Below are 20,563 nucleotides of genomic sequence, written 5' to 3'. Positions count from 1 at the left end.
ATCCCACCGGGTTGGCCCGGACCATTGGCAGGTCGGGCGGGGTGAGGGCGCGTTGAACACCGTGGCCGATCCCTTTCGTAAGGGGAAGGCGCGCGTTCCGGGTGCGCCCGTTGGCGGAGCACCGGATGCGCGCCAAACGCCGGAACGCCGTAAAAGGCGCGTGAACGCGGCGTCAACGTCCGGCTTAGGCAAAGGGATTGGCCTGTGGGGGCAAGGCGCCGGGGTGGCTGGTATCGAACGGCGATGGGCATATGCCGGATACGGGGCGGCCGGCCGCGCGGGCCCGTACCGTGCTGCCTTGCCGCGTCGGCAAGGTCGCGGGAGCCCTCGAACCGTGCCTCCCTGCCCCGGCCACGGCGTCGTCACCGGGCGAAATCCGCCGTCGTGTGCGGGTACGGTGCGGTCCGGCCGAAGCCGCGGCCGGACCCTGGGGACGTCAACGGAGGGAAGTCGGCGGATGAGGACGCAGCGCAGCGCGAGTGCTGGCACGGGAGTCCGGCCGGACGTCGACGCGGACGAGCCGCGCGGCGGTCCTGACGCAGGGGACGTACGCCCCGCCGTGGCCGATTCGCTCGGCGCGGGCGGCCGCTACCGCGACCCGCTGTGGCGCGTGTGTGTCGAACTCACCGAGCTGGAGCGGGAGTTGCTGCGCTGCTGGTGGGTGCGCCGCCTCGGATTCGTCGCGCACGCGGGCGCCGCCGCCATGTCCAGCACCCAGTCGTACTCGCGGCTCGAACACTCCCTGGGACTCCTCGCGCTCACCGCGCACTTCGCACCGGCCGACCGCCCGGCCCGCGCCGCAGCGCTGCTGCACGACGTGGGCCACCTGCCGCTGAGCCACACCTTCGAGGGCGTCGCCGGACTCGACCACCACGCGCTCGGCGCCGAGCGCGTCGCGGAACTCGGGCCGCTGCTGCGCCGGTACGGAGTGGACCCCGAGGAGGTGCTGGCCGTCGACGCGGGGGAGCGGCCATCGGTGCTGTCCGGCGGTCCCGGGGCGCTCAAGCTCGACCACCTGGACTCGCTCGTACGCAGCGGCCGCGCGCACGGCCGCACCGCCCAGCCGCCGCCGTACACCCTCGACCGCGTGCGCATCGCGGACGGGCGGGTGAGCACCGACGCGGACACCGGCGGCTACCTCGCCGGACTCGTCGCCGACGAGAACAGGTGGCTGTGCTCGCACACCAACGCCGTGCCCAACGGCGTCGTACGCCACCTGGCCGCCGTGCTGCTGCGCGACGCGACCGAGCGGCGCCGCGCCGAGCTCGCGGCGATGACCGACGACGAGTTCTGGGCCCTGCTCCTGAGCGAGCCCGCGACCGCCGAGCACACCCGGCTGCTGCGCCGCGACCCGGCGGCCTGGCGCGTCACCGACATCGCGCCGGGGTCGGGGCCGGCCGAGGAGTCCGTGGGCGCCGGGTGCTTCACGTACGAGAAGAAGCGGCTGTATCTCGACATGCCCCTGGTCGACGGCCGCCCGCTGGCGCCGGACCATCCCGCCTTCGGGCATCTGCCCGCGCTGCCGTGGAGGTGCCGCATCGAGGCTCCCGCAGGGATCGAGGCTCCGGCGCGCACCGAGGCTCCCGCACCGAGGGAATGTGGAGGCGGGAGTGCCTGTTGTGAGGTGCCGGGGCCGGCCGGCCCCCGCGCCGCCCGACCTTGGAGCACGCCCTGACCGCGCAGCCCGCACCGCACCCGTCGCCGCACCCGCTGGACAACCCCGCGCACTCCGCGCTGACCGGCCCCGACGCGCGCTTCGCCGAGCGCGCCGGACGGGTACTGCGGTACGACACCGAGGTCTCGCCCTGGTATGCGCTGCCCGACGACGCGGGGGAGCAGGACTGGCGTGACCTCGCGCGGCTGGCGGGGCCCGGCGCCTCGGTGATGTTCGCCGGGCCGCCCGCGCGGCCGCCGCGCGACTGGGAGGTCACCTTCGACCTGGCCGGGGTGCAGCTCGTGGACGAGGGCGCCGAGGCCGCGCACGACGAGGAGGCGGTACGGCTGGGCCCGGCCGACGTGCCGGAGATGCTGGAGCTCACGGGGCGCACCCGCCCCGGCCCGTTCCTGGAGCGCACCGTCGAACTCGGCGGCTACCTCGGCTTCCGCAGCGGCGGCGCGCTCGTGGCGATGGCGGGCGAGCGGATGCACCCGCCGGGCTGGACCGAGATCAGCGGGGTGTGCACCGACCCCGACTTCCGCGGCAAGGGCCTGGCGCGCCGCCTCATCCTGGCGGTCGCCGCGAACATCAGGGAGCGGGGCGAGACGCCGTTCCTGCACACCGGCCACGACAACCCCGCGATAGGGCTGTACGAGGCGCTCGGCTTCCGGCTCAGGGCGCGGCCCACGTTCATGGCGGCGCGGGTGCCGGGGGCCTGAGGCGGGTCAAGAGGGCACCGCTGTCCGCCAGTTGCGGACATTTGCGGTCGCCCGCGACCCCTGCGATCACTTGCGGTTGCGCAGCGCCACCACGAGTACGTGGGCGATGCCGAAGAGCAGCATCGCGAACGTGGTGGCCGTGAGCCACCACGGGACCTGCTGGCCGGGCGCCGTGTACCAGGTCGACGCGCCCCCGGCGAGGAACGCGACGCCGAAGCAGAGGTTCATCACCAGCAGGGAACGCGCGATGCGCCGTGCCGCGACCCGGCTGGCGGGCCTGTTGACCAGGGAAGAGGCCGTGGAGGCCGGGCCGTGCAGAGCGAACGGCGCGCCGCCGCGCGCGGCCAGCTCGTCGCGCGGCGTCAGCCGCAGCGACAACTCCGCGCTCCCGGCCATCACGAGCGTGAGCCCCGCGTAGAGGAAGACCATCACGAAGGCGCTGCCGACCGACCTGTCCGTCCAGGCGTCCACGCCGGTGAGGCCGAAGTGCCCGGGTATCCGGTCCGGCAGCCGTGGATAGCGCACCGCGCCCCAGGCGGCCATCGCGGCGAGCAGCCCGAAGCTGGGCAGCAGCCACAGCCGGAAGGGGTGGGAGAAGACCATGCCCCAATGATCCACGGTCAGTCGAGCAGCCTGCGGGCGAGGTCGGCCTGCGCGGCGCGCAGCGTCTCCGGCGTCTCGCCCGACGCCAGCAACTCGTCGATGAGGTCGGGTCGGAGGGCGCCGAGCAGGATGTGCGCCGCGTATCCCGGGTCGGCCTCCGGGGCGCCGGTGGACGAGGTGCCGGTCGGCGAGGTGTCCGCTGCCGCGCGCTCGATGAGGTCGCGCAGCGTGTGGTGCATCCACCGGTAGTGGTCCGCCTGGAGCAGGCCGCCCGCCGTGACCTCCCTGGCCTGGATGAGCGGGCGGTTGTCCAGCTTGAAGGTGAGCGCCGCGTCCATGATCCCGAGGATCCGCTCGCGCGGCGGGGTGTCGGGACCGAGGGGCGCGGGCCCCGTCTCGATGGCCTCGCGCAGCGCCCCCATCCGCATGGCGAACAGGGCGTCCAGCAGCTTGTCCCGGCTGCCGAAGGCGCGGAAGAGCGTCCCCTTGCCGATTCCGGCCGCGGCGGCGATGGCGTCCATCGAGACCGCGTCCGAGGCGCCGGCCTCGGCGAACAGCGCGTCGGCCGCCTCCAGCACGCGGGTACGGGGCACGGGCGGGCGGCCGCGGCGCCCTTCGCTTTTTTCGGACCCACGGTCCGGAATGGTGTTACGGTTATTCGGACTCATGGTCCGTAATCTACAGGAGGGCTCCCCATGGCTGCCTTGACGACTTCCGCGAACGGTCTTCCCGCATGGTTCGCGCGGGCTTTGGACTCCTTGTCCGAGGGCGACGTCGACGGCTGGGTGCAGGTGTACGCGCCCGATGCCGTCCACGAGTTCCCCTTCGCCGCCGAGGGCGAGGTGCGCCGCCTGGAGGGCCGCGAGGCGATCGCCGCCTACCTGGCCCGGCTGCCCGAGCACATCCGCTTCGGGTACTTCAGCGACATCCGCGTACGTGAGGCGGGCGACGAACTCATCGTCGAGGCTCAGGGGCACCACCACCGGCTGCCCGAGGACGTCCCGTTCGACCTCGACTACGTGTGGTTCGTGACCGTACGGGACGGCCGTGTCGCCCACCTCCGCGACTACATGGGCCCGCCGCGGCCCGCCGCCGCGTGAACCCGCCCCCGCTGCCCGTACCCCGGAAGGAGACGACATGCCCGGCCGCACCATGCCCCACGAGGAGCTCGTGGAGTTCCTGACCGCGCAGCCTGCGCGCACGGCGAAGCTGGCCACCGTGCGCGAGGACGGGAGGCCGCATGTGGCCCCGGTCTGGTTCAACCTGGACCGCGCGGCGGCCACCCCCGAATCGCCGCTCGGCGACATCGTGTTCACCACGCCGGCCGCTTCGGTGAAGGGGCGGGCGCTGCGCCGCGAGGCCCGCGCCGCCCTGTGCGTGGACGACGACCGTCTGCCGTACTCGTACGTCAGCATCGAGGGCGAGGCCGCCCTCAGCCAGGACCCCGACGAGGTGCTCCACTGGGCCATGGCCGGCGCTCGCCGCTACATGCCGGCCGACCGCGCCGAGGAGACCGCACGAGGCATCGCGGGCCTGGGCGCCATGGCGGTACGCATCCGCCCGACCCACATCGTGGCCCTGGCCGAGCTGGCGGACTAGCGCCGGCCTCTCAACCCCGCGCCCGCACGCTGAAGTTGAAGGGCACCGTGCCCGCGTCGACGGCCGTCGTGCCGCCGTCGACAGTGAGCACGGCGCCGTTCACGTACGAGGCGGCGGGGGAGAGCAGCCACGCGATGGCCTCGGCGACCTCGTGCGGCTCGCCGGGGTGGCCGGCGGGTACGAGGCGGGTGGCCTCCTCGTACCCGTCCTCCGCCGTCCCGTCGCCCAGTCCCGCCTCCTGCGCGAAGCGCGTCATGCGCCGGTCGGCCATCTCGCTGTGCACCCACCCCGGGCACACGATGTTGGAGCGCAGTCCTTGGTGGCCGTAGTCCACGGCGAGGGAGCGGCAGAGCTGGAGCAGGGCCGCCTTGGAGGTGCCGTACGCGGCGCTGTTCGCGCCGTTGCGCAGCGCGGCCACGGACGCGACTCCGACCACGGAGCCGCGCGACTCCAACAGGTGGGGGAGCGCGGCGCGTTGGAGGAGGAAGGGGCCGGTGACATTGGTACGCATCACCGTCTCCCAGTCCTCGTCCGAGAGGTCGCCGACGGCCCCGCCGCGCGCGGTCCCCGCGTTGAGCACCAGCCCGTCCAGCCGCCCGAACGCGCCGACGGCTGTACGTACGAGGTCCGCCACGGCCTCCGGGTCGCCCGCGTCGGAGGGGTGGGCCAGGGCCCCGGTCTCGGCGGCGATCTCCCGCAGCGGCTCGGGCCGCCGCCCGGAGACGACAACCCGGTGCCCGGCCCCGCACAACTGCCGCACGACGGCGGCCCCGATCCCCGACCCGCCACCGGTGACAAGCACAACCCGCTGATCCACCACGATCCCCACCTCCGCAAGCCGACACCGCCATGAGGACCCGACCCTCACAGACGGGTCGGCCGCGGGGGAAGAGCGATCACGTCAAACGGTGCGAGCGCGCGGCGCTCGCCGCCCCCGTGGCGAAGTACGCCCTGCACACGCCCCCGTCCCAATCCGTGGCGATCTCCAGCAGGCGGTTGCCCTCTGCGGAAGGGAGCAGTGCCGAGCTGTAGTTGGGGCAGTAGTCGACCGTGGGGGAGGTGACTGTCACCGGGGCCGGGATCTCTTGCCATGTCCCCGTGCCGCCCCGGGAGTTGGTCCACACCGTGCGGCCGCTGTCCGGCGCGCGGGTGCCGTCGCGTTCGTGGAGGACCTGGCCGATCAGGTAGAGGCGGCCGTCGGGGTTGCCGGGCTCGGGGGACCACGCGAGGTTCGGGGCGTGCTTGAAGTAGCGGCCGTCCGCGGTCTCCGGGCGGAAGCCCAGGTGGGCGGGGTCGCCCCAGTTCCAGCCGTCGGCGGATGTGCGGTAGTGGACGACGCAGGCGTACTGGCCGGAGGGCGCGCAGATCTCGTACGACATCACGTACGGGCCGGTGCCGAGGCGGCGTACGACGGCCATGCCCGGGCGGTCGGAGGCGAGCCTGCTGGCGATCGTGTCGTGGTGTCCTGTCCAGGTGCGGCCGTCGGAGGTGCGCGCGGCCACCAGTTTCTGGCTGTGCGCGGGGTCGGTCTCGTCGGAGTAGTGGGCGACGAGGCGGCCCGAGGTGTCGAGGGAGAACTCCGGTTCCCACAGGCCGCGGGTGTTGGGCGCGGTGGCGATCGTGGAGAGGTAACTCCAGGTGCGACCCACGTCGTTGCTCTTGAAGACGCGGAGGGTCATGCGCCGGTCAGGGGTGTCCTGGCCGACCGATGCGGCCCAGAGCAGCGTGCCGGCGGGCAAGGGGCCGATGGCGCGGGGGAGTTCGTACAGGGTCGCGCAGCACAGCCCCTTGCCGGCTGCGGCCTGCGGATCGCGCACGATGCCGACCTCGCGGAACGACGCGCCCTGATCGGTGCTCTCGTGGATCGCGCCGAGCCCGTCCTTGCCGGAGAAGGTGACGACGGAGGCCAGGACGCGACCGTTCGCGGCCCCGTTGTGCGCGAGACGGATCGCGCGGGGATAGAGCGCGGTGCCGTCGCGCAGCGGCGCACGGGCCGCCGCGTGCGCTGTGACCGCTGCGCCCGCTGAGTCCGCGTGAGCACTGCCGGGCTGCGCGCCCAAGACCCCCGCGACCAGCGCGAACAGGGCGGAAAGCGCCGCACAGAGCAAGAAGCGGGGGCCTAAACGCGTGCTGGGTCTGGGTGTCATGGGAGGTCCCATCGGGGTAGTAGGGGCAACTGCTACTTCAAGCCCGTCCCCGCTATCCCCTCCACGATCCTGCGCTGGAAGAGGAGGAAGACGGCGAGGAGGGGGATCGCGCCCAGCACGGCGGAGGCCATGAGCTGCGCGTACGGGACGCCGAAGACGTCCTGGACCGAGGTGAGGCCCACGGGGAGGGTCATCATCTCCGGGTCGGTGACGACCAGCAGCGGCCACAGGAAGTTGTTCCAGACGCCGACGAACACGAAGATCGTGACGGCCGAGAGCGCGGGCCGCGACACGGGCAGGACGATCTGCCAGTACGTGCGCAGCCACCCCGCACCGTCGGCCCGCGCCGCGTCGATCAGCTCGGGCGGCAGCCCGTCGAAGAACTGCTTGAAGACGAAGACGGCGATGACATTGGGCACTTGGGGCAGCACGACGCCCCAGTACGTGTTGAGCAGCCCGGCCGACTCCAGGGCCAGGAACTGGGGGATCATCAGCACCTGACCCGGAATCATGAGCCCCGCCAGCAGCAGACCGAAGGCCGCGCGCCGGAACCGGAAGCGGGCCTGGGAGAGCGCGAAGGCCGCCAGGGACGCGGTGATCACGGTCAGCACCGTGGTGAGCGTCGCGGTGAGGAAGCTGTTGGCGTACCAGTACGGCAGCTTGCCCGCGTCGAGGATCTCCCCGTACGCGGCGAGCGTGGGATGCGCGGTGAACCAGCCCGTCGGGTTGGTCACCACCTCCTGAGCGGGCCGTATGGACGTGGCGAACGCCCAGGCCAGCGGCACCAGCCAGAGCAGCGCGAAGGCGAGCAGGGCGCCGAGCGCGACACGGTTGAACAGCCGCTCGGCGTCGTACCTGAGGCGGGGGCGACGAGGGGTACGGGGCGGCGCGGACCCCTCGGAGTCGTGGTCGGGCCGGGCGTACGCGGCGGTGGTGGAGGTCGCGGTCACGGTCAGCGCTCCTTCTCGGCCCGGCGGACGACGGCGAACCAGACGAGCGACACCACCAGGATCACCACGAACAACAGCAGCGAGACCGTCGAGGCGTAGCCGATGCGGCCCTCGACGAAGCCGGTGTCGTAGATGAGCTGGAGCGAGGGGCGCGTGCTGCCGTCGGGGCCGCCGTTGGTCATCATGTAGATCTGGTCGAACACCTTGAGCGACGCGATCACTTGGAGGACCGTGACCAGGGTCGTGGTGCGGCCCAGCATGGGGACGATCACGTGCCGGACGCGCTGCCACGGTCCCGTGCCGTCCAGCGCCGCGGCCTCGTGCACCTCGCGGGGGATGTCCTGGAGCCCGGCGAGGTAGAGCACGAAGTTGAAGCCGAGGGTCCACCACACGGTGGCGGCGGCGATGGAGAGCATCGCCCAGTCCGGGTCGCCGAGCCAGGAGGGGGCGGGATCGGCGCCGAGCCGCTTGGCCACGTCCTGCGCGAGCCCCACCTCGTCCGCGTACACGAACATGAAGATGAGCGAGACCACCGCCGAGGGCAGTACGAACGGGGCGAAGAACGCGAGCCGGAAGAACCACCGCCCGCGCGCGAAGCGGTCGGCGAGGATCGCGAGCGCCAGGGACAACAGCACGAGTGGAACGGTCGTCAGGACCGTGAACCACAGCGTGTTCTTGAGCGTGCGCCAGAACTCGGAATCACCCAGCACCGCCGCGTAGTTGGACAGCCCGGCCCACTCGCCGAGCCCGTCCCTGAACAGGCTGGTGTCGAAGAATCCCGCGACGCCCGTGTAGAGCAGCGGTCCGATCAGGAACAGCGCATAGAAGAGGCCGAAGGGCAGCAGCATGCCCGGACCCGCCCAGCGGTCGCGTGCGCGGACGGACGGGTGCGGTGCGGTCGTGGCGATCGTGGCCATGCGACGGCCTTTCGTTCCGGGCGTGTGGTTCCGGGCGTACGAGGCGGTGTACGAGGCGGTGTACGAGGTCGCGCAAGCGGCGAGGGGGTTGAGGGGTGGGGGTCACACCGGCGCCGGCTGGGCGGCGAGTTCGCGCAGCTCGGCGCGGATGCGCGCGGCGCCCGCCGAGGGGCTGGAGGCGCCGGTGAAGACCGAGCTCACGGCGTCGCCGACGACGATCTGGAGCGAGCTGCCCGCGCCTCCGTACCAGGCGGCCGGCTCGTACGCGGCGCCGTCGGCCGCGGCCGCGTAGTGGGACTGGGGCACCAGCGAGCGGTAGGCGTGGGAGCGCTGGGTGGGCAGCCAGGCGGGGATGTGACCGCCCTCGGCCCACAGGCGGCTGTCGTGCAGCATCGCGGCGGCGAACTCCAGCGAGGCGTCGAGCCGCCGGGCCCGCGCCGAGGGCGCCTTGGGCAGCACCAGCGCGTGCGAGTCGGCGGCGCAGGCGTACGGCGCCTCCTTGAAGACGCGCGGCAGGGGCCGCACGTCGAACTTCACCTTGGCGTCCCGCACCGCGAGCACCTGCCACACGCCGTCCAGGAGGAAGCCCGCCCTGCCCGTGTTGAGCAGGGTGATCGCGCCGCCCGCACCGTCGGCGCCGGTGGGCACGACCTTCTCGCGGGCCAGCCGGCGGATGTAGGCGAGCGTTTCGGCCGCCGCCTCCGTGTCGACGACGACCCTGCGGCCCCGGTCGGCCACCAGGTCGCCGCCGCCGAGCTGCCGGTAGAAGGACCAGAAGAGCCGGAACTGCGTGGCCGGATCCTTCACCGAGGCCACCGAGCAGCCCCAGGCCCCGGTCACCTCCTTGACCGCCTTGAGCGCGTCCAGGAACGCGTCGGGACCGTCCAGATCGGGCAGATCGCCCTTCCGGTCGAGGAGTCCGGCCTTGTCGGCGAGGTCGGTGCGGACGTAGAGGGCGAAGGGGTGGGTGTCCAGCGGTACGGCGTACAGCGCGCCGTCCACGTGCGCCTTCTCCCAGGGCCGCCGGTCGAACTTCGCGCGGCTCAGCCCGTGGCGTTCCAGCTCCGCCGGGTCGAGCTCGGTGAGCAGGCCCGCCTGCGCGAGGGTCGGCACCCGCGACAGATGCGCCACGGCCACCTGGGGAGGGCGGCCGCCCAGCGTCGCGAGGGAGAGCTTGGTGTAGTACGGATTGCCCCACACGAAGGTCGCCGACTTCAGCTCCGTCTCGCGGTGCCGGGCGCGGTACGCCGCCTCCATGGCCCGCATCCGCTCGCCGTCGCCGCCGGTGAACGGGTTCCAGAAGTTCAGCCGCGACGGAGCGGGCGGGGCCCCGGTGAACCCCTGCGCCACGGTGCTCCCGCACCCGCCGAGCACCGCCGTGGAGGCCCCGGCGGCACCCAACGCCAGCGTGCCGCGGAGCAGTCCGCGCCGGGAGGGGCGAGAGGAGGGGCCCGAGCTCTGAGACGGTCCGGAACGTGCTGGCTGATCCCGCATGAGGGACGTCCTTCCACGGCAGGGTGGTGCAACGTGGGAATCCGGAGACACCCGTGCGTGGCAGCGCCCCGTGACTTCGGAGATACAACGTTGTACGCAGGGGGCGGCCGAGCGTCAACACCTGTGCGGGTACGGGGAGTTCGCGGGCGGTGCGTGTGCGGGTGTGCGCGGGCCTGGGTGATGTGCGGGCCGGGGGCTCGCGGGAGGGGTCCGGCCGTGATCGCGGCGGTGTGCCCTGGCTCACCTCGTACGCCGATGCCGCGTGCCGGGACCCTCAGGGGCTCAAAGACCCGACCGGTGTTCGGCCGCTCAGGGCGCGGGAGTACCGTCGGGTATGTCCGGGGCCGCGAAGTGAGGAGCCTGATCACACAATGCCGTCAGAGTCGACACCTCTGCCGATGCCGACCCTGCTGCCGTCCAAGCAGGGTCCGTCCCCCCAGCAGGATCTGCAGGGGCACCCGAATCGGACCGCACTGGTCGAGGACCTGATGCAGCGCTTCCCGCACATCCCCCGGGAGGCGGTGATCAAGGAGGATCTGCTGCGGGGCGGGATCGCCTTCGACGACTCGGCGCTGAGCGAGACCACCGACGAGGCGACGGGCGAGGTCAAGCCGAAGTCGTACTTCATCTTCTCCTTCGACCACCGCACCCTGCCCGAGCTGGGCGAGGCCGCGCTGCGCCGGCCGCCCGAGGAGATCGTGCTGACCGGCGGGCCGTACGAGCTGCGGCGCACCGTGGTCTCGGTGCGGGTCAATCCGGACTCGCCCTACCGCGTGCGCGCGGGCGAGGACGGCGCGCTCGGGCTCTACCTGGACGAGCGGAAGATCTCGGACGTCGGCCTGCCGCCGATGCCGGATTACTACCGCCACACGCTCTCCAACGGGAAGTCCGTGATGGAGGTCGCCCCCACCATCCAGTGGGGCTACCTGATCTACCTGACCGCCTTCCGGGTCTGCCAGTACTTCGGCGCCAAGGAGGAGTGCCAGTACTGCGACATCAACCACAACTGGCGCCAGCACAAGGCGGCCGGGCGCCCGTACACCGGCGTCAAGCCCGTCGAGGAGGTGCTGGAGGCGCTCCAGATCATCTCCGACCACGACAACCTCGGCGCCTCCCGGGCCTACACCCTCACCGGCGGCTCGATCACCTCGAAGGTGCAGGGCAAGGACGAGGCCGACTTCTACGGCATGTACGCCAAGGCCATCGAGGAGCGCTTCCCCGGCCGCTGGACCGGCAAGGTCGTCGCGCAGGCGCTGCCCAAGGAGGACGTGCAGCGCTTCCACGACTACGGCATCCGCATCTACCACCCCAACTACGAGGTGTGGGACAAGAAGCTCTTCGAGCAGTACTGCCCCGGCAAGGAGCGCTACGTCGGCCGCGAGGAGTGGCACCGCCGCATCCTCGACTCGGCCGAGGTGTTCGGGCCGCGCAACGTGATCCCCAACTTCGTGGCCGGCATCGAGATGGCGGCCCCGTACGGCTTCGACACCGTGGACGAGGCGATCACCTCCACCACCGAGGGCCTGGACTACTTCATGTCCCGCGGCATCACCCCGCGGTTCACCACCTGGTGCCCGGAGCCGACCACGCCGCTGGGCAAGCGCAACCCGCTGGGCGCGCCGCTGGAGTACCACATCCGGCTGCTGGACGCCTACCGCTCCGCGATGCAGCGGCACGGCCTCTCCTCGCCCCCCGGCTACGGCCCCGCGGGCGCGGGCCGCGCGGTCTTCTCGGTCAGCTCCTTCATGGACACGCTGCCCACCGAGGAGGGCGCTCCGCTCGCCTAGATCCCGGGAGCAGGGGCGGCGGAGTGACCTGCGCCACGCCGCCGCCCCCGCTGAAACCCCGCCTCCGGCGACGCCGTCTCGTATCCGGGACGGCGTTGTCTTCGTGTGGGGAGGGCATTCCTGTGGTGAGTGCAGGCACGGACATCCGTACGCTCGGCTCCCTGATGCGCGCCGTGGGCGACCAGGACCTGCGGCTGCACACCGCGCCCGCCGGGCTCGGCACGCCGGTCACCGAGGCGCTGCTGTACGACGCCGGCGCGCCGGTGCCGCACGCGCCCGGCGCCCTGCTGCTCGCGGTCGGGGTGCGCGCGGCCGAGGCGGGCCCGGTGGTACGGGCGGCGGCCGACGGCGGGATGGCCGGGGTCGTGGTGCGCGGCGCCGACGGACCGGCGGCCGAGGCGGAGGCGTACGGGGTGGCGCTGCTCGCGCTCGGCGAGGAGGCGTCCTGGCACCAGGTGCACCTGATGCTGGCCTCGGCGCTGGAGGTCGCGCCCTCCCTGCCGGGCGGCGGCCCCGGGGACCTGTTCGCGCTGGCCGACGCGATCGCGGCGGCGACCGGAGGGGCCACCTCCGTCGAGGACCCGCGCCAGCGCATCCTGGCGTACTCCACCGTTCCGGGGCAGCGGCTGGATGAGGACCGCAAGCAGGGCATCCTTGGGCTCCAGGTGCCCGACAGCGTGCAGAACGCGGAGCAGGTGCGGCGGGTGTTCGGCTCGTCGGCGCCGGTGCGGCTGCCCCCGCTCACCCCGGAGGACCTGCCGCGGCTGGCCGTCGCCGTGCGGGCAGGGGGCGAGACGCTGGGCTCGATATGGCTGGTCGACGACGGCAAGCTGGCGCCGGACGCCGAGGAGACCCTGGCGCAGGGCGCGTCCACGGCGGCGCTGCTCCTGCTGCGCGCCCGCGCGGCCCGCGAACTGCGCCACGAGCTGAGCCACCGTCAGAACGCCGGTCTCGTGCGGCGGCTCCTGGAGGGCTCGGCCGACGCGGCGACGGCGGGGCACCGGCTGGGGCTGGGAGCGGTGCGGGTGGCGGCGTTCGCGTTGGGAGCGGCGGAGGAGGCGCCGGACTCCGCGTGCGTTCCGGATGCCGAACGCACCGCGCTGCGGCTGCTGGATGTGGTGCGGCTCCAGTGCGAGACGCAGTACGGGCGGCAGGCGTGCGCGCTGCTGGACGGCGTGGTGTACGCGCTGCTGCCCGCGCCCGCTTCGGGGCCCGTGCCCGCGCCCGCTTCGGGGCCGGATGACGGGAAGTGCGACCGGCACCGGCGGCTCGCGGAGGACATCGTGCGCCGGGCAGGGAGGTCGCTGCGCGCACCCGTACGGGCCGGGCTCGGCGACGTGGTGCAGGGGCTCGGCTCCGTACCGGAATCCCGCGCGGACGCCGACGCGGTCCTGCGGCTGCTCGACGACGCGCGTCCGGTGGCCGCGGTCGGGGAGCTGCGGGCCCGGGTGACCCTGCTGCGGCTGGCCGAGCTGATGGGGGATCGGGGCGAGTTGGGGGAGGGCGCCTGGCGGCGGGTGCTGGCGGCGGACGCCGAGCAGGGGACCGAGTACGCGCGCACGCTGGTGAGCTGGTTCGACGCGGGCTGTGACGTGCCGGCCGCGGCCAGGGCGCTCTCCGTACACCCCAACACCTGCCGCTACCGGCTCAGGCAGGCGGGCCGCCAGCTCGGGATCGACCTGGCCGATCCGGACGAACGGCTGGTGCTGTGGTTGCAGTTGAGGGTGCTGGCCGGGCTCGGGCCGCGGTAGGGATGTTGTGCAGCTCGGCTGTTGTGCGGCCCGGGCCCGGCGCGTGGGTCGGCGGTCCCCTCAGCGGAGGTCGTGGAGGAGGCGGGTGAGGATGGTGTCCACCTTCTTCTCCTTGAAGTCCTCCGAGCCGATCAGCAGCGTGGCGGTCCTGCTGCCGTCGTCGGTGACGGCGTTCCGCAGCTTGTGCCCGGTCTCCATGAAGCCGCTGTGGCCCCAGGTGACCTCGCCGGGCGCGTGTTCATAGCGCTCGACGCCCAGGCCGTAGCGCCCGCCGGGCTCCTCGGGGTCGCGGACGGTCTTCTTCATCTCGGCGAGCTGGGCCGGTGCCAGCAGCTTCCCGGACATCAGCGCGGTCCAGAAGGTCGATATGTCGGGTCCGTTGGAGACCAGCGCGCCCGAGGCGTCGGCGCCCGAGACGTTCCACTCGGTCCAGTCGCGCAGCTTTCCCGAGCGCTTCACGTAGCTGTGCAGGGCTGGGGCGGGAAGCGAGGTCCTGTCGCCGGGCCATGAGGTGTGGCGCAGTCCGAGGGGCCGGACGATCCGCCGGTCGATCTCGGTGCCGATGCGGTGGCCCGTGACCCTGCCGACGATGAGGCCGAGCAGGTTGTAGTTGGTGTTGGAGTACGAGAAGCGGTGCCGGGGGCCGTGGTCGGCCGGCGGCACCGCGAGGGCCTGCTTGACCGTCGTCAGCGGGTCGGTGTGGTCCCAGCGGTGTGCGGTCTCGTTCTCCCAGTACGGCGCCTCCAGGTAGTCGGGCAGCCCGCTGGTGTGCTGGAGGAGCTGACGGATCGTGATCTTCCGCCCGTCGTAGTGCCGGGTGCGGACGAGCCCCGGCAGGTGGCGGTCCACGGTGTCGTCGAGCCGCAGCTTCCCCTCGCCGACGAGCTGGAGTACGACCGTGGCCGTCCACGTCTTGGTGTTGCTGGCGATGCGGCTGTGCTCCCGGCCCGTGACCTCGCGCCCGCTCTTGAGGTCCGCGCGCCCGACACCGCTGGTCAGCAGGCCGCAGCGCGGACTCTTGACCGTCACGCTGATCCCCGAGGCCCCGACGCCGCGCAGTTGCTCGAGCGCGCGCTGGAAGGGCTTGGTGTCGCAGCGCTTCGTGGGGGAGGTGTACGGGGGCGAGGTGGGCGCCGCGTGGGGGGCCGGCGAAGTGTCGTAGCCGGCTGTCGTGTTCGGGGCGGCCGTCGCGGCGGGGGCCGTCGTCAGGGAGGCGGTGAGCGCCAGGGCGAGCAGGGCGCCGGTCCTCCGCAGCGTGCTGGGGGAGCCGGGGGCAGTGGGGGTGGCCTTCCGCAGGCTTGCTGGAATCTCCATGCGCTACACCGTCGGACGCGCGGCGACGCCGCGCTTGCCGCGCCAGGACAGAGATCCCGGGGGCGGTTTGTGCGCGCGGCCAACGGGCCGCTCTCCCGCCCCTCGCGGACGCCGCCCGCGCCTGGAAGGCTCGGCCTCCCTGGCAGGTCAGGCTCCCTGGCACGGCGCGCGGCACACCCTGAACGGCACACCCGGAACGCCGCACCGCAGGAGCGCACCCGACGACGGAGGACTCCCGATGGCCCAGCCCCGCAACCCCGAGCCGCACCGGCACCGGGAGGTCGCCCGCTCCTTGGGGTGGTCGCGGGGACGGCCTGGCACTGGATCGACCCCGAGGCGGGTCAGGCGAAGGCAGCCGAAGCCCTGCTGCCAGGCGGCGTGTTGGCGGTGTTCGGGCACGCCTTCCCGACACCCGCGACGCGTGGCTGGAACAGGTGCCCACGCAGGGCGGCTTCACGCGCCTGACGGCCGACCGGATGGACGGGGTGCTGGACGGGATCGGCGCCGCGGTCGACGCGCTGGGCGGCGCCTTCACCCTGCGGTACGCCACGGTCGCGGTGGCCGCCGTGCGTACGGGCGCGGCCCGGGGGTAGCGCCAGGAAAGGCGCGTGACCTGCCCCGGCGGGAGCGGGGCGACGGAACCGGCCCCGTGGGGGCGGGCGTTGAGGGAGGGAGTCGCGGGAAGGGAAGCCGTTCACGAGTATTGACCGGTCAATTGGAGAATGGTTCTATCAAAGGGAGGTTGGTTCACCAGACATGGCCGTACCCAAGTACCAGCGGATCCGGGCCGCGATCGAGGCCCGGATCCACGCGGGCGAGCTGCCGCCGGGCGCTCGGGTTCCCACCGAGGCCGAGCTGCAGGAGGAGCACCGGGTCAGCCGCGCCACAGCGCAGCGCGTCCTGGACGAGCTCGCCCGCGCGGGCCTGGTGGTGCGCTATCGGCGACGGGGCACCTTCGTCGCCGACACCGCACGCCAGGAGAACCTGCTGCGCTTCGTCAACCCGCAACAGACCGGGCCCGAAGTGCACGGCCCGCATGCCGTTCTGTCCGCCCGGGTCCTGCCCGCGGGCGACGCAGGCGTCGCCCTCCCGGGGCTCGACCCCGAGACCCCCGTCAACGAACTCCGCCGCGTCAAGTACGACGAGGAGGGCGAGCCGCTGGCCGTCGAGCTGACGGCCGTGCCCTTCTCCCTCGCGCCCCGCCTGCTGGCCGAGGACCTCGAACAGCTCACCGTCCTGCACCACTTCCACCGCACCGGCGTCCCCGTCAGCACCTCGCGCATGTACGTGGAGCCCCTCGTACTCGACGAGGAGACGGCCGGTCCGCTGCGCACGCCCGAGGGCACACCCGTGCTCAGGCTGCGGCGGCTGACCCGGCTCGCGGACGGGCGGCTCGCCGAGGCCATGTGGCACATCATGCGCCCCGGGGTCACCGAGTTCTTCATCGAGCAGTCGGTGCTGGAAGTGCCGGACGGCCCCTGAGAGGCCGCCCGGTGCAGGCCAGTACGGCCCCGCCGGGCCTCTCAGAAGGGATGGTTCCGCATGAGCGAAGCCCGATCCGAAGCCGACGCCGAAACCGAGCGCCGCGCCACGTCCCGCACCGACTCCGACGCCCCGCGCGTCGCCGTGATCGGCACCGGAGTGATCGGCGCCATGACCGCCTGGCGCCTCGCGGTCCGCGGCGCGCGGGTGCTGGCCTTCGACGCCTACGGCCCAGGCCACGACCGCGGCGCCTCGGCGGGGGAGTCCCGCATCTTCCGCACCGCCTACAAGGAGGGCTCGGGCTACGTACCGCTGCTCCAGCGCGCGTACGGGCTCTGGCGCGGGCTCGAACAGGCCGCGGACCGCCCCCTGCTGACCCTCTGCGGCGGCCTCACCATCGGCCCCGCTGACCACCCCGATGTGCGCGCCGTACGCGGCAGCGCCGAGGAATACCTGCTGCGCCACGAGGTCCTGGACACCGCCGAGGCGCGCCGCCGCTACCCCCAGCACCGCCTGGAGGAGGGCGAGGTCGCCGTGCTCGACCCGCAGTCCGGGGTGCTGCGCCCCGAGCCCGCCGTGCAGGCCGCGCTCGCCATGGCCGAGCGGCACGGCGCGCGGCTCCTCCCGTACCGGCAGGTCACCGGGCTCGCCGAACGCGGCGACGGCGAGGGCTGGCGGATCACGGCCGGGGACACCGCCGGGGGCGGCGACGGGGGCGCCACTGGGGGCGGCGAGATGTACGACGTGGATCACGTCGTCATCTGCCCCGGCCCGTGGGCGAGTTCGTTCCCACTGCCGGACGGCGTGGCGCCGCTGCCGGTCGGGGCGCGGCGCATCGCGGCGCTGTGGTTCGCGGCGCGCGACGTCGGCGGGCACCGGCCCGAGCGGCTGCCGGTCGCGATCCGTCGCCATCACGCGGCGGGCTTCTCCTGCTTCCCGGTGCTCGACGGCACGGCCGTGAAGATCGTCCCGCACCATCTCGGCTGGCCCCCGATCGCCTCGCCCGAGGAGCTGCCGCGCAGCGTGGACACCGACTTCGTACGGGCGGCCTCCACCGCCGTCGCCGACCTGCTGCCGGGACTCGAGCCCCACCCGGTGCGCGTCGGGGTGTACGCGGAGGGCTTCACCGAGGACGAGCATCCCCTCGTCGGGCCGCTGCCGGGGGCCCGCAACGCGACCGTGCTCACCGGCTTCTCCGGGCACGGCTTCAAGCTCGCGCCGGTCTTCGGGGAGATCGCCGCCGACCTCGCCGTGTACGGCAAGACCGACACGGACCTCTCCTTCCTGGACCCGGCCCGCCTCACGGCCTGAGCGCGCCCCCGCGGCCCGAGCGCACCCCTTCCCCTTTTCTCCCCTCCCCCTCGCGGAGCGTGTCCCATGCCACACGTGTCGCCCCTGCCCTCCTCCGCCTCTCAACCACCCCTCCGTGCCTGGGAGTTGGCGGCCCAGGCCCCGCACTCGCCGCACCACTCCACCGCGCAGATCGCCGCCATCGTCGGCGCCGGACTGCTGATCATCGTCGCGGGCGCGCTGCTCTCGCTGTACTTCGGCCGCCGTGCCAAGGGCGCAGGCGACTGGCTCACCGCCTCCGAGTCGCTGCCGCTGATCGTGGTGGTGATCACCCAGTTCGCCACGGCGGCCGGCGGCGGCGTGCTCATCGCGCACGTCGGCATCGCCTACGCCTCGGGCTGGGCGGTCTTCGCGTACGAATTCTGCGTCGTCCTCGGCTTCTTCGGGCTCGCCCTGATCGCCCCCTGGCTGCGGCGGCAGGGCTTCGCGACCATCCCCGACGTGATCACCAAGCTGTTCGGGCACGGCCGTACGGTGGTGGCGCTGGCCGGACTGTGCGCGCTGGTCGTGCCGTTCGGCTGGCTGGCCACCCAGTTCGTCGCGTTCTCCAAGCTGTTCGGGCAGCTCACCGGGCTCTCCCCGGAGCCCCTGATCCTCGTCATCGCCGCCGCCTCGCTCATCTTCGTCCTGCCCGGCGGGCTGACCTCGGTCGCCTGGACCGATTTCGTCTTCGGCATCTTCAAGATCGTGATGTCCCTGGTGGTCGCCGGGTACGCGGTGCACGCGGCCGGCGGCTGGAGCGGCATCACCCGCTCCGTGCCCGACGGGCTCTGGCGTCCCGAGGGCGTGTTCGCGGCGGGCGGCGAGCAGACCTGGCTCTGGCTCGCCGCGATCCTGCCGGGCACGCTCACCAATCAGCTCTACTACCAGCGCCTCTTCGCCACCAAGAAGCTCGGCGACGCGCGCCGCGGCCTCGTCCTGAGCGGCTTCACGATCCTCATCGGGGGCGTGTACGCCGCGGCCATCGGCCTCTCCGTGCGCGCCCGCAACCCCGGCCTCGGCAACCCCGAGGAGGCGGCCGGCTGGCTCATCACCCAGCTCCCGCCCGTCCTGCTCGTCACCTACGGCGCGTTCCTCGTCGCCACGATCGTCTCCACCTCGGGCAGCGCGCTGCAGTCCGTGGTCACCAACCTCGTGCGCGACCTGTACGAGAGCGTCGCCGGGCGGCGCGCGGCGGACCGGCGACTGGTCTCGTACTCCCGGCTGTGCACGGTGGCCGTGACCGTCGTCGCCGCGGTGCTCGCGATCGCCTTCCCCAGCGCCCTGACCTGGCTCGTCGCCACGTACGCCTACTCGGCCGCCGCTCTCGCCGCGCCCGTCTTCCTCGGCTACCTGCTGCGCCGCCGCTTCCGCCTCACCCCGGCGGCCGCGCTGGCCACCATGTGCGCGGGCCTCGTCGGATGCGGCGCGGCCCAGATCGCCGACACGACCGTCCCGTACGCGGTCTACGGCATCGCCGCCTCCATCGTGGTCCTCCTCGCCTTCGCCGTCTGCGCGGGCCGCGCCAGGCCCGCGACCACGTCAGCAGAACCGGCCATCACCGAAAGGGAACGGAGCACTTCCGCATGACCACCCCCACCTCTGGCCCCACCGCAGGACCCTCCGTCGCCGTGATCGGAGGCGGTGTCCTCGGCACCGCCGTCGCGCGGTCCCTCGCGGTGCGCGGCGCGCGCGTGACCCTGTACGAGCGCACCAGGCTCGGCGCCGGCACCACCGGCACGACCTTCGCGTGGATCAACTCGCACTCCAAGAACCCGCGCAGCTACCACGACCTCAACATCGCGGGCATGGCCGAGCACCACGCGCTCCAGCGCGCGGCGGACGGGAGCGCGCCGCGCTGGTTCTTCCCCACGGGCAACCTGGAGTGGGCCGAGGACGACGCCGGGCGGGAGCGCCTGGACGAGGCGCTGGGCGAACTGTCCTCGCGCGGCTACCCGTTGCGCCGCATCACCCAGGACGAGGCCCGTACCCACGCCCCCGACCTGCGGATTCCCTCGGCGGTACGGGACATCGCGCTCTTCCCCGAGGAGGGGTACGTGCTGCCCGCCGCGCTGCTGGCCCGGCTGTGGGGCGAGGCGCGCGAGCACGGCGCCGAGCTGTGCTGCCCCGCGGAGGTGAGCGGGCTCGAACCGGCGGGCGGCGGCGTCCGGTTGACCCTTTCCGACGGGACGAGCGCGCACTTCGATCACGTGGTGACCGCGACCGGTCGCTGGACGGCGCACACCACGGCCCTCGCCGGTACGCCCGTACCGATGGCCGATCCCGACGAGGCCGGATCCGCGACGGTCGGCTTCCTCGCCTACACCGGGCCCGTGCCCACCCGGCTCGCCCCGGTCCTCACCACGCCCCGGCTCAACGTGCGCCCCGAGGGCGGCGGGCGCCTCGTCATCCAGGGCCTCGACCTCGACCCGCAGGCCGATCCCGGCGCGTCGTACGACCCCGGGGGACCGCTGGCGAAGGACCTGCTCGGCCGCCTCGCGGATCTGCTGCACGGTACGGAGGGAGCGTGGCTGGAGTCCCTGCGGGTGGGGCAACGCGCGCTGCCCGCCGACGGGTTGACGGTCGCGGGGCGCCTGCGGCCCGGGCTCCCGGTCTACACCGTGGCCACGCACAGCGGCATCACCCTCGGCCCACTGCTGGGCCGCCTCGTCGCGGAGGACGTGCTGACGGGGGACCGCGACCTGCTGCTGGAGGGTTTCGCACCGTCCCGGCTCACCTCGACGAGGGCGGAGGACCACGCGCCGCTGGAGAGGGCGCGATTCGCGGGGCAGCAGTGAGGGAGGCGCTGCGCGC

The 20,563-nt window shown here is 73.3% G+C and carries 19 protein-coding genes; 11 read left to right on the top strand and 8 right to left on the bottom strand.

Annotation, left to right across the window (positions count from 1 at the left end; translation table 11 throughout):
* The first annotated feature begins 457 nt into the window (after nucleotides 1–457).
* Both ABEE00_RS21030 and ABEE00_RS21025 read left to right on the top strand, forming a co-directional pair.
* Nucleotides 458–1,675 carry an HD domain-containing protein gene (locus ABEE00_RS21030; protein WP_345747142.1) on the top strand — a complete coding sequence of 406 codons (1,218 nt, stop codon included), beginning with the start codon at nucleotides 458–460 and terminating at the stop codon, nucleotides 1,673–1,675.
* Complete coding sequence (locus ABEE00_RS21025) at nucleotides 1,660–2,376, top strand: GNAT family N-acetyltransferase (RefSeq protein WP_345747141.1); 717 nt, start codon at nucleotides 1,660–1,662, stop codon at nucleotides 2,374–2,376. The genes ABEE00_RS21030 and ABEE00_RS21025 overlap by 16 nt, the downstream gene beginning before the upstream one ends.
* A gap of 66 nt (nucleotides 2,377–2,442) precedes the next feature.
* Here the strand turns inward: ABEE00_RS21025 and ABEE00_RS21020 are convergent, their stop codons facing one another.
* Together ABEE00_RS21020 and ABEE00_RS21015 are read right to left on the bottom strand one after the other, a co-directional pair.
* Entirely contained in the window at nucleotides 2,443–2,979 is a 537-nt protein-coding gene (locus ABEE00_RS21020; protein ID WP_345747140.1) for a DUF1648 domain-containing protein, read from the bottom strand.
* 17 nt (nucleotides 2,980–2,996) lie between these two features.
* Nucleotides 2,997–3,572 (bottom strand): TetR/AcrR family transcriptional regulator, encoded by a 576-nt coding sequence (locus ABEE00_RS21015; protein ID WP_345747139.1) that lies wholly within the window; start codon nucleotides 3,570–3,572, stop codon nucleotides 2,997–2,999.
* Nucleotides 3,573–3,674: 102 nt separating this feature from the next.
* Here ABEE00_RS21015 and ABEE00_RS21010 point away from each other — a divergent pair, with 102 nt between their 5' ends.
* Together ABEE00_RS21010 and ABEE00_RS21005 are read left to right on the top strand one after the other, a co-directional pair.
* Complete coding sequence (locus ABEE00_RS21010; protein WP_345747138.1) at nucleotides 3,675–4,079, top strand: nuclear transport factor 2 family protein; 405 nt, start codon at nucleotides 3,675–3,677, stop codon at nucleotides 4,077–4,079.
* 37 nt (nucleotides 4,080–4,116) lie between these two features.
* Entirely contained in the window at nucleotides 4,117–4,578 is a 462-nt protein-coding gene (locus tag ABEE00_RS21005; protein ID WP_345747137.1) for a PPOX class F420-dependent oxidoreductase, read from the top strand.
* 10 nt (nucleotides 4,579–4,588) lie between these two features.
* Here ABEE00_RS21005 and ABEE00_RS21000 read toward each other — a convergent pair whose 3' ends face one another.
* From ABEE00_RS21000 to ABEE00_RS20980, 5 genes are all read right to left on the bottom strand, one after another.
* On the bottom strand, nucleotides 4,589–5,398 hold the full coding sequence (locus tag ABEE00_RS21000) for an SDR family NAD(P)-dependent oxidoreductase (RefSeq protein ID WP_345747136.1): 810 nt from the start codon (nucleotides 5,396–5,398) through the stop codon (nucleotides 4,589–4,591).
* A 76-nt stretch (nucleotides 5,399–5,474) separates the two neighbouring features.
* Entirely contained in the window at nucleotides 5,475–6,686 is a 1,212-nt protein-coding gene (locus ABEE00_RS20995) for an exo-alpha-sialidase (protein WP_345747135.1), read from the bottom strand.
* A 71-nt stretch (nucleotides 6,687–6,757) separates the two neighbouring features.
* Nucleotides 6,758–7,675, bottom strand: a complete 918-nt coding sequence (locus ABEE00_RS20990; protein ID WP_345747134.1) for a carbohydrate ABC transporter permease — start codon at nucleotides 7,673–7,675, stop codon at nucleotides 6,758–6,760.
* A gap of 2 nt (nucleotides 7,676–7,677) precedes the next feature.
* Complete coding sequence (locus ABEE00_RS20985; protein WP_345747133.1) at nucleotides 7,678–8,592, bottom strand: carbohydrate ABC transporter permease; 915 nt, start codon at nucleotides 8,590–8,592, stop codon at nucleotides 7,678–7,680.
* Nucleotides 8,593–8,694: 102 nt separating this feature from the next.
* Nucleotides 8,695–9,942: an extracellular solute-binding protein gene (locus tag ABEE00_RS20980; RefSeq protein WP_345747132.1), complete on the bottom strand. Its 1,248-nt coding sequence runs from the start codon at nucleotides 9,940–9,942 to the stop codon at nucleotides 8,695–8,697.
* 632 nt (nucleotides 9,943–10,574) lie between these two features.
* Between ABEE00_RS20980 and ABEE00_RS20975 the strand changes: the two genes are divergently transcribed.
* Both ABEE00_RS20975 and ABEE00_RS20970 read left to right on the top strand, forming a co-directional pair.
* Nucleotides 10,575–11,873, top strand: coding sequence for a radical SAM protein (locus ABEE00_RS20975; RefSeq protein WP_345747289.1), 1,299 nt, complete (start codon nucleotides 10,575–10,577; stop codon nucleotides 11,871–11,873).
* A gap of 125 nt (nucleotides 11,874–11,998) precedes the next feature.
* Nucleotides 11,999–13,624 (top strand): PucR family transcriptional regulator, encoded by a 1,626-nt coding sequence (locus ABEE00_RS20970; RefSeq protein WP_345747131.1) that lies wholly within the window; start codon nucleotides 11,999–12,001, stop codon nucleotides 13,622–13,624.
* 60 nt (nucleotides 13,625–13,684) lie between these two features.
* On the opposite strand, the gene ABEE00_RS20965 is transcribed toward ABEE00_RS20970, so the two are convergent.
* Nucleotides 13,685–14,938, bottom strand: a complete 1,254-nt coding sequence (locus ABEE00_RS20965) for a serine hydrolase domain-containing protein (RefSeq protein WP_345747130.1) — start codon at nucleotides 14,936–14,938, stop codon at nucleotides 13,685–13,687.
* Between the two features lie 434 nt (nucleotides 14,939–15,372).
* Between ABEE00_RS20965 and ABEE00_RS35840 the strand changes: the two genes are divergently transcribed.
* The 5 genes from ABEE00_RS35840 to ABEE00_RS20940 all read left to right on the top strand — a co-directional run bounded on the left by ABEE00_RS35840 (nucleotide 15,373) and on the right by ABEE00_RS20940 (nucleotide 20,547).
* A complete protein-coding gene (locus tag ABEE00_RS35840; RefSeq protein WP_451918631.1) occupies nucleotides 15,373–15,531 on the top strand; it encodes a hypothetical protein in 159 nt (52 codons plus the stop codon).
* A 163-nt stretch (nucleotides 15,532–15,694) separates the two neighbouring features.
* Nucleotides 15,695–16,420: a GntR family transcriptional regulator gene (locus ABEE00_RS20955; RefSeq protein ID WP_345747129.1), complete on the top strand. Its 726-nt coding sequence runs from the start codon at nucleotides 15,695–15,697 to the stop codon at nucleotides 16,418–16,420.
* Nucleotides 16,421–16,480: 60 nt separating this feature from the next.
* Entirely contained in the window at nucleotides 16,481–17,731 is a 1,251-nt protein-coding gene (gene solA, locus ABEE00_RS20950; RefSeq protein WP_345747128.1) for an N-methyl-L-tryptophan oxidase, read from the top strand.
* Nucleotides 17,732–17,797: 66 nt separating this feature from the next.
* Nucleotides 17,798–19,339, top strand: a complete 1,542-nt coding sequence (locus tag ABEE00_RS20945) for a sodium:solute symporter family protein (protein ID WP_345747127.1) — start codon at nucleotides 17,798–17,800, stop codon at nucleotides 19,337–19,339.
* Nucleotides 19,336–20,547, top strand: coding sequence for an NAD(P)/FAD-dependent oxidoreductase (locus ABEE00_RS20940; RefSeq protein ID WP_345747126.1), 1,212 nt, complete (start codon nucleotides 19,336–19,338; stop codon nucleotides 20,545–20,547). Before ABEE00_RS20945 ends, ABEE00_RS20940 begins: the two co-directional genes overlap by 4 nt.
* Nucleotides 20,548–20,563 lie beyond the last annotated feature (16 nt).

The sequence above is a fragment of the Streptomyces odontomachicola genome (genome assembly GCF_039605595.1).
Lineage (GTDB): Bacteria > Actinomycetota > Actinomycetes > Streptomycetales > Streptomycetaceae > Streptomyces.
This window is presented reverse-complemented; position numbering and strand designations above follow the sequence as displayed.

Excerpts from the sequence above, each read along its gene's own strand:
- ABEE00_RS21020 (WP_345747140.1), bottom strand. The coding sequence starts at position 2,979 with ATGGTCTTCTCCCACCCCTTCCGGCTGTGGCTGCTGCCCAGCTTCGGG.
- ABEE00_RS21005 (WP_345747137.1), top strand. The coding sequence starts at position 4,117 with ATGCCCGGCCGCACCATGCCCCACGAGGAGCTCGTGGAGTTCCTGACC.
- solA (WP_345747128.1), top strand. The coding sequence starts at position 16,481 with ATGAGCGAAGCCCGATCCGAAGCCGACGCCGAAACCGAGCGCCGCGCC.
- ABEE00_RS20975 (WP_345747289.1), top strand. The coding sequence starts at position 10,575 with ATGCAGCGCTTCCCGCACATCCCCCGGGAGGCGGTGATCAAGGAGGAT.
- ABEE00_RS20945 (WP_345747127.1), top strand. The coding sequence starts at position 17,798 with ATGCCACACGTGTCGCCCCTGCCCTCCTCCGCCTCTCAACCACCCCTC.
- ABEE00_RS20985 (WP_345747133.1), bottom strand. The coding sequence starts at position 8,592 with ATGGCCACGATCGCCACGACCGCACCGCACCCGTCCGTCCGCGCACGC.
- ABEE00_RS21010 (WP_345747138.1), top strand. The coding sequence starts at position 3,675 with ATGGCTGCCTTGACGACTTCCGCGAACGGTCTTCCCGCATGGTTCGCG.
- ABEE00_RS20955 (WP_345747129.1), top strand. The coding sequence starts at position 15,695 with ATGGCCGTACCCAAGTACCAGCGGATCCGGGCCGCGATCGAGGCCCGG.
- ABEE00_RS21030 (WP_345747142.1), top strand. The coding sequence starts at position 458 with ATGAGGACGCAGCGCAGCGCGAGTGCTGGCACGGGAGTCCGGCCGGAC.
- ABEE00_RS20940 (WP_345747126.1), top strand. The coding sequence starts at position 19,336 with ATGACCACCCCCACCTCTGGCCCCACCGCAGGACCCTCCGTCGCCGTG.
- ABEE00_RS20965 (WP_345747130.1), bottom strand. The coding sequence starts at position 14,938 with ATGGAGATTCCAGCAAGCCTGCGGAAGGCCACCCCCACTGCCCCCGGC.